Below are 7,692 nucleotides of genomic sequence, written 5' to 3' on the forward strand. Positions count from 1 at the left end.
GAGGGATACGCATGAAAAAAGTACAAGTACTTGTCGTTGATGATGAATGGAACATGAGGAATCTCCTCCGTATCTATCTTGCAAAGAATGGATTCGAAGTGACGGAAGCAAAAAATGGGAACGAGGCTGTAGCGCTGTCCACCCAGCAATCATTTGATCTGATCATTTTAGACATTATGATGCCAGATATGGACGGGTGGGAAGTCTGCCGGCAAATACGTGAAAAGAAAGATACACCAATCATCATGTTGACAGCACGAAACGAAACTAAGGATAAGGTAAAGGGCCTACAGATTGGTGCAGATGACTATCTGGTCAAACCGTTTGAACCGGAAGAATTGCTTGCCCGGGTGTTTGCTCTTCTACGAAGGACGAGTATAACGGAAATGATCCCAGCAAGAAGAATGCTTGTTTACCACGACCTGTCGATTGATCCGGAAGGAAGGCAAGTGCTGATTCAAGGAAACACAGTTGATTTTACGCCTAAAGAATTTGACTTGCTTTTTTCCCTTGCTAGTCAGCCAGGGCGCGTATTCAGTCGAGAAGTACTTTTAGAAAACATATGGGGGCATGATTTTTTGGGGGATATACGAACGGTTGACACACACGTGAAAAACATCCGTGAAAAGGCAAGAAATGCAGGATTATCCTTTAACCCGATCCATACAGTTTGGGGTGTGGGCTACAAATTTCAGGGAATTGATGGACGAAAATGATTGGAAGTCGAATTGTTGTCAAGTTAGGCGGAACTATTATTTTGCTGTTCCTCATTGTGCTTTTGCCCGTTGGGTTCGTTATCGAAAGGATTTTCTCTGGATTCTACTACAATGAAGTACGGGAACAAAATGTCGGTTTGTCAACCCAGTATGCAACTATAATTGCCAATACGAACAATTCCAGTGTAATCCCCATGATTGAAATGATGGCCGGTTTTTCCCAAATCAAATTGTATATCGTCGACAGTCGCGGTCGAATCATCGCAAACTCCGGTATACCGGACCTTGTAAAAGGGACTCTTCTGCCAACGGAAGAGATATTTCCTCTTTCGCAAGGAAAAGCGATTGAAAAAGTTTACATGGAACCGTCAACCGGGAAACGATATCTTGTTTCTGGACAGCCAATCATAAATGAACAGGGATTTTTGGGCGGAGTTTATGTGATGTCATCTATCGAAGGAATTGATCAATCTTTGCAAAATGTAAGGGCCATGCTGCTGTTATCGGGAGTTGGCGCTTTTTTCCTTGCCCTTGGGTTTACCTACATCCTATCCAAGAAATTATCACATCCGTTAATACAAATGGAAAAAGCAGCTCGCAAGATAGCTAAAGGGGATTTGGATACACGGATAACAGTAAGGAGCACATCAGATGAGATTGGATCGTTGGCGCAGGCGATTAATGATTTAGCCTTCGATTTACAACGCGTTCGGGATTCACGCAGGGAGTTTTTTGCAAATATCTCTCATGAACTGCGAACTCCGATCACTTACGTGGAAGGTTATGCAAAAGCGTTGAAAGACAAGATGTATCAATCAGAGCAAGAAAAAGAACAATACTTGGACATCATTTATGAGGAGTCTGTTCGGCTTTCCAATATGATTGGAGATTTGTTTGACCTTTCAAAAATGGATGAGGGAAAAATTTCATTACAGATGGAATGGGTTGATTTGTCCGAAGTGATGGAAGGGGCCATTCATAAATCAGTTTTTCGAGCGAGAAAGAAGGGCCTAGATATTGAGTATAGCGTCCAGGATAGACTACCACTCGCCTATTGCGATGGAAACAGGATGACACAAGTTTTTATCAATTTGCTGGATAACGCAATCCGGTATACAGAAAAAGGCCGAATATCTGTTACGATGTGGCAAGAAGAAGATGGAATCAAGATTGCCGTTACAGATACCGGGATGGGAATTCCCGAAGCAGAACTTCCATATATTTTTGACCGTTTTTATCGTGTAGAAAAGTCACGTTCACGTCAATATGGTGGAACAGGGCTAGGTTTGGCAATCGTGAAGAACCTGGTTGAACTTCAAGGAGGGACGATTTTCGTTACCAGCGAGTTAGAAAAAGGAACTCGGTTTGAGTTGACGTTTCCAAATGTGGCTGAAACCGAGAAAAGGGGGGAAGACAGGTGAGATGGATTGATTGGATCATGGTTTCCCTTATGATAGTAATCGGCCTGTCCTGCCTGACGATGTCGGCTACTTGGATGGCGAGTCCGGATTCCATTTTTGCTTACGTAAAAACACTTTTTAAAATTTGCTTCTGGATTAGTGTACCAGTCATTACCGCAGCCATTTTTTATGTACTGATGAAAACGAAAAGAAATCAAGACGATTAACAGCTGCGTCACCATTTCTTCAAAAATTCCTCAAGGTTTGAACAAACCCTTCCCCTATACTAACCGTGTAGCTATCAATCCACAAGGAGGAATTCATAATGCAAAAGAAGACGAAACTGATCTTGGTGTTCTCTATACTAGCTCTTCTGATCGTAGGTCAAGTTTCTTTTGCTGCCGAATCCGACATCGATAACCCGTCCATGATGAACGGCATGACGAATATGATGAAGATGATGGATGAACAAAGTATGATGAATATGATGAATACGCCCGAAGGACAACAGATGATGCAAAGTTGCAACAAGTTCATGGCAGCGTATAACGCCAAGAAAGATGAGGGAATGAAACAGTAAATGTAGTAGTGAAAAAACCAGTATCCATTTGTGAAATCGGATACTGGTTTTTTGCTCTCATCTTTAAAACAATTTATCGGGCTTCTTTTATTTGTTTGTTCTCCATAATTTCTTCATTACTTAATTGTATGCTATATTCCGGTTCAGCAAATGGAAGCATTTTATCCATTGTACCGGTAATGAAATAATCCACATAATGGAATATGTTTTGGGAGGTACGATAAAGTGTGAAAAAAGTTTGGTTAGTTTCACTCGTTGCTCTTGTCGCCGCAGTAAGTATTTTCGTGATGTACCTTTTTAACATGCAAGAAAAGACATTGCAGGTGATCAGTTCTGAAACATTGACAGAAATGTTAGAAAAAAAGATGGATATGGTTATCGTCGACCTTCGGGAGCCGGAACTATTTGCAAAAGGGAGGATACCCACCGCTATTAATATCCCTTTCGTAGATATTAAAACGAAGTATACAAGCATTCCTAAAGATAAGAAAATTGTGTTTGTTTGCCATACTGGACGTATGGGAACAGAAAGTGGAAATTTTTTACTGCAAAATGGTTATAAGGATGTTTATAACCTTGAGGGCGGCATGGCTAAATGGAAGGGGCAAATCGAGCAATGATTTGTTATGAGATGGGAACGTGAAAGCGTGACCATCTTTTTTTATGAAAATGGCGAGGTGTGAAGTACAGGATAAGGCTTCAGTTTATCGAGCATCAGAAGAACCTCATTTATCTTGGCCCACCAAGCGGGGGAAAACACACTTGGATGTCACACTGGGGTTAGAAACGACAAAATGTTTTCCATCATCGCAAATCCCCTGACAAGAAAGTGTGGAACCGGAAACACAACCTTAAGAAGACGAAAATTTTTTGTTCGGACTCTCGGTCCGATAACATGTGCTGTTAAGGTTATCCAAACAGTTTTATTACCAGAGTCGAACCACCGCAAAAAAACCACGTACTGGCCGATTCCACTTCAGTATGAAGGATATTATAGATCAAACAAGAAAGGCTATTAGCTCGTGACTGGATACAGTCAAGAGTGTTTAATTACCTTGCGGAACAGATGCATAACAGCTTACATGTGAAAATGTGGAATGAAAAGATCGAATTTATTGAATTACGTTTCCACTCCCCTCTGAACATATCGTATACATAGTTTGTCTTCTTACGCAAAAAATACAAGTAACACTACAGGGAGGAATACGCATGAGAAGACTTGCTATACCCTTCACCGCCCTAACTGTTCTGGTAATGTGGGGATGTGTGCCAAATGCAATGCAACCGTCAGATCAAACAAAGATCGCTGCAGAGAATCAGGCGCCAGCCAAGACAAATCCTAATAATGAAATTCTTACTACCCAAAAACTAAGAAAGCTGCCTGTACTTACGGAAACAGATGCCATTCGGCCAACAGGGCATGTCCACGAATACAAAATTGAGGCCAAGCCTGCTCGTTGGGAGCTTGTGTCCGGAGTACAGACGGACGCTTACACGTTAAACGGAACGGTTCCCGGTCCTACCATTCGCGCCAAGGAAGGGGACACCATCCGTGTCATTCTCAAAAATAGTCTGCCGGAAGAAACTGCCATTCATTGGCATGGTTTGCACGTTCCCAACAAGATGGACGGGGTGCCATCCTTCACCCAACACGCTGTGAGACCGGGTGAGACGTTTACCTACGAGTTTGTAGCCAATCACGCGGGAACCTATATGTATCACTCACATTTCAACAGCATCCCGCAGATTGACAAAGGTCTGTACGGATTGTTGATCATCGACCCGCAGAACCAGGGTCCGTTGAAACACGACCGGGAGTTCACCATGTTGTTTGGAGGGTGGAACGTCCCGAACAAGTCTGGGGGACAACAACATCAAACCAAAAACGACCATATGACAGGAATGTCTAAAGGAGAGCCAAACGGGCAAAAACATAAAGGTAACGTCAGAAGCATGATGCAACATGGTAGTAAAAACAAAGACCAGCAGAAAAACCCTCATGAGGGGATGATCATGCCACCGACAGAATCCCCGAAAGACAACTCAGGCAGTACAGTTATGGGGATGGATTACAATTACTGGACCATTAACGGCAAGTCGTTTCCAGACACCGATCCAATTGAGGTAAAAATGGGAGATCTAGTTCGTATACGTCTGGCTAACATCAGTAATGGCATCCATCCAATGCACTTGCACGGCCACGATTTTCGCATCATCGCAAAGGATGGACATCCTATTGCCAATCCCCTCATTGCGAACACGATTACGGTAAATCCGGGCGAGACCTACGACATCGATTTTATTGCCGATAATCCTGGAGAATGGGTTTTCCATTGTCATGAACTTCACCACACGACAAACGCCGATGTGGAACCGGGGGGACTGATGGTTCTCGTCAAATACGTCAAATAACATCAAAAGAGACACTTTGTTTCCGCACAAGGTGTCTCTTCCTTCTGCGCAGGATAAATTTTCATGAAAAGGATTGAAATATCGATACGAAATCGTGGTAGCGCCTTTTGTTTACCCGTGTAATCGCGATTGTCCCAGCAGTAATTGTGACATCAATTTATGGTGTCTTCATATTTTCCTCACAACTTGAGGTTACAATGAAGACCAAGGTACTTTAGAAAGGAGTGTTCGATTACATGGAATGGTTGTCTATATTGACCCTATTGGCTTGTCCGTTAATGATGCTTATTTGCATGAAGGGTATGAATCACAATCATAAAGGGCATGTGAGCTCTATAAAAACGGATGATCCGATAGATGTTAATGAATTGCAAATGAAGATTAAAGAACTGACGGAAAAGAATAAACGATTGTATCAGGAGGTTCAAGACTTAAAAGGACAAAAAAATGAAAAATCTGCTGCATCCAGTGATCTTAGAGGAGAGGGAAATGCACCGGTCTTCGTACAAATTAGACACCACGGACAAAATTTTTAAATGTGAAGACTGATGTAGCAAATGATCCATAATTGTTCTTGGCTATGGCTTCTATTTACGATAGGCGCCAGCTTGTTTTTTGTAAAGGCAAATCAATGTCATCGAGGTGTAATTGCTCGGGCGCGCCAAAAAAAGAATTGCCCCCCTTAGCGGATATCTTTATCAGTTTGATAACAGCGAAAATTTTTCATCGGAGGGAATGACATAATGTTAAGGAAGTGGAATAGTAGTATCGTTACAAAGGCAAGATTATTTGTAAAAGCGCCCGTCAAACGGGATATTCTCGATATACAGTTAGTCGGAATTTTCGATCAGAAGGTATTCCTGAAAGGAAGCTTCGCAGGTCTTATAACTCGAAACTGGAAACAAAGGGCAAAGTCGAGTCCAATATGTGACAGTGAATAGGAATTATGTCAACATGCTTCCAGGATTGAAAGGACGCTTATCTATATCCCTGGAAATTTCAGAAAAATATCCTACTTAGACTAGTAAGGGTAATAAAAGCAAAAAGCTGCGTAGTACGTTAGTGGAATCCGCACGTGCAGCAGCAAAAAAGAAAGAAATCTTTTAGCAACTCATTACCATCGAGTTGTCACCCAATGAGGAAAGAATCGGGTTGTTTTTACACTATCTTACGAGCGATTATTGTAATGATGACATGTAAGCAAACCTACATCGAATTAGGACCAGGATACTTTGAGACATACAACTAAATATAGGCCCTACGTTTCCAAAAAAGGTTTTATTAACGGTTTGGAATCTGATTTGGAACAGTATGTTTCTACGAGATGCCTGCGAAGAGTTGGAAGTTGCTCCCGTTCGATTACACGAATTCTTTTCCATCTCCTTCAAATTTGTATCCCCTCTCCTCTTCGCTTCATCTCAATCTTTTTATACATCAACGCCGAAACAAACAGGAATACACACGTAATCAACGAACCTAGCGGCAACATTACGACGATTTCATCAGGGAAGACAAACGGGAGCAGTGGAAAGGCGTAAACTGCTGGAATACGGATGCCAACAATACGCAGCAGAATAAGCATCAAAATCATATCTAAGAGCGTTACCAATATCCACGAATCGATAGCAAAGTACAACAGCGTTCCGACAGTCGCAGATATTGTCAACACAAGTCCTTGTTTAAAAGCCATTTTTCCGTTGTACATTGGCTTCTGGAGTGACTCATATACAACAACGAGAATCGGCGGAATAACTGCCAGTTGATAGCCAACGAGCCAGCATACTCCAATCCACATGAAAATCAGCACTAAGAACACTAACATGTACTTGTACTGTATCATCACTTTCTTCTCAAGTCCTCTATTCAACCCAAATACGAGTACCCCAAGCATCAATATGAAGGTAAAAATGAAAACTGAAATAATAAAAGACCATTCGTTTGCATTCGTCACCACCGGTAGTAAGCCCGTTGCAATTGACGGTCCCAAGTTCGATTGAATGATCCGTAAAAAAAGCATCATCAGAATGAGGGTAAGGCTTACTTTACCTATATAAGTAATGTGTATTTGATTCACTACGAAACCGATCGCAGCAGTGATGGACGGAGCAAGAAAAATCTTCGAAGGTTGCCTGATCTATCCCGCTTCTCGGTACACCCACATGGCAATCGCCATTGCCGCAACTTCCGGCAAAATAATTTCGGGATCTTTCAACATCACCGAAGCCGTAATCATTGCGATGATGAATGCAAAACTAATGATATATGAAAGAATGGTTACTTTCTTTGAAACAGATGAATCCATGCTTATATGCTCCTTTTGTTTGTATTATTTTCATTATAAAGTTTTTATTATTAGTAGTAATCAAATAGAAATCAACAATGATGCTAATGATATCTCTCAGCTTTCGCAACTCAATGTGCGACAATACCCTTCTAATAACTGGGAAAACTCGAATTTCGGGTCTGTCAAGGTTTTTGTGTAAACTCGATCAACCGATATATGAAAAGGTTTCATCCCCCTAATTGGGACATCTTTTTCGAAGCCAATAAAGTCAAGGGCGTAAGGCGTAGCGGACCCTTGACA

The 7,692-nt window shown here is 41.7% G+C and carries 7 protein-coding genes and 1 pseudogene; 7 read left to right on the forward strand and 1 reads right to left on the reverse strand.

Annotated features, from left to right (window positions below):
* The first annotated feature begins 11 nt into the window (after window positions 1-11).
* The 7 genes from ACTHO6_RS18460 (at window position 12) to ACTHO6_RS18490 (ending at window position 5,644) form a co-directional block, all read left to right on the forward strand.
* Window positions 12-716, forward strand: coding sequence for a response regulator transcription factor (locus ACTHO6_RS18460; RefSeq protein ID WP_238504337.1), 705 nt, complete (start codon window positions 12-14; stop codon window positions 714-716).
* The gene (locus ACTHO6_RS18465; protein ID WP_238504336.1) at window positions 713-2,137 is read left to right on the forward strand and encodes a sensor histidine kinase; all 1,425 of its coding nucleotides are present in this window, start codon (window positions 713-715) and stop codon (window positions 2,135-2,137) included. Before ACTHO6_RS18460 ends, ACTHO6_RS18465 begins: the two co-directional genes overlap by 4 nt.
* Window positions 2,134-2,343, forward strand: coding sequence for a hypothetical protein (locus ACTHO6_RS18470; protein ID WP_044900472.1), 210 nt, complete (start codon window positions 2,134-2,136; stop codon window positions 2,341-2,343). The genes ACTHO6_RS18465 and ACTHO6_RS18470 overlap by 4 nt, the downstream gene beginning before the upstream one ends.
* A 98-nt stretch (window positions 2,344-2,441) precedes the next feature.
* On the forward strand, window positions 2,442-2,696 hold the full coding sequence (locus tag ACTHO6_RS18475) for a hypothetical protein (RefSeq protein ID WP_440243153.1): 255 nt from the start codon (window positions 2,442-2,444) through the stop codon (window positions 2,694-2,696).
* Window positions 2,697-2,923: 227 nt separating this feature from the next.
* Complete coding sequence (locus tag ACTHO6_RS18480) at window positions 2,924-3,316, forward strand: rhodanese-like domain-containing protein (protein WP_122904513.1); 393 nt, start codon at window positions 2,924-2,926, stop codon at window positions 3,314-3,316.
* A gap of 589 nt (window positions 3,317-3,905) precedes the next feature.
* Complete coding sequence (locus tag ACTHO6_RS18485) at window positions 3,906-5,108, forward strand: multicopper oxidase family protein (protein ID WP_122904512.1); 1,203 nt, start codon at window positions 3,906-3,908, stop codon at window positions 5,106-5,108.
* A 236-nt stretch (window positions 5,109-5,344) separates the two neighbouring features.
* The gene (locus tag ACTHO6_RS18490; protein WP_238504332.1) at window positions 5,345-5,644 is read left to right on the forward strand and encodes a DUF2933 domain-containing protein; all 300 of its coding nucleotides are present in this window, start codon (window positions 5,345-5,347) and stop codon (window positions 5,642-5,644) included.
* An 848-nt stretch (window positions 5,645-6,492) separates the two neighbouring features.
* Here the strand turns inward: ACTHO6_RS18490 and ACTHO6_RS18495 are convergent.
* Window positions 6,493-7,410 (reverse strand): annotated as a pseudogene (locus ACTHO6_RS18495) (hypothetical protein).
* Window positions 7,411-7,692 lie beyond the last annotated feature (282 nt).

The organism is Brevibacillus sp. SAFN-007a (assembly GCF_051967035.1).
Lineage (GTDB): Bacteria > Bacillota > Bacilli > Brevibacillales > Brevibacillaceae > Brevibacillus.

Bases quoted from the DNA above. Each gene is read 5' to 3' on its own strand.
- ACTHO6_RS18465 (WP_238504336.1), top strand. From the start codon at position 713: ATGATTGGAAGTCGAATTGTTGTCAAGTTAGGCGGAACTATTATTTTG.
- ACTHO6_RS18485 (WP_122904512.1), top strand. From the start codon at position 3,906: ATGAGAAGACTTGCTATACCCTTCACCGCCCTAACTGTTCTGGTAATG.
- ACTHO6_RS18460 (WP_238504337.1), top strand. From the start codon at position 12: ATGAAAAAAGTACAAGTACTTGTCGTTGATGATGAATGGAACATGAGG.
- ACTHO6_RS18490 (WP_238504332.1), top strand. From the start codon at position 5,345: ATGGAATGGTTGTCTATATTGACCCTATTGGCTTGTCCGTTAATGATG.
- ACTHO6_RS18475 (WP_440243153.1), top strand. From the start codon at position 2,442: ATGCAAAAGAAGACGAAACTGATCTTGGTGTTCTCTATACTAGCTCTT.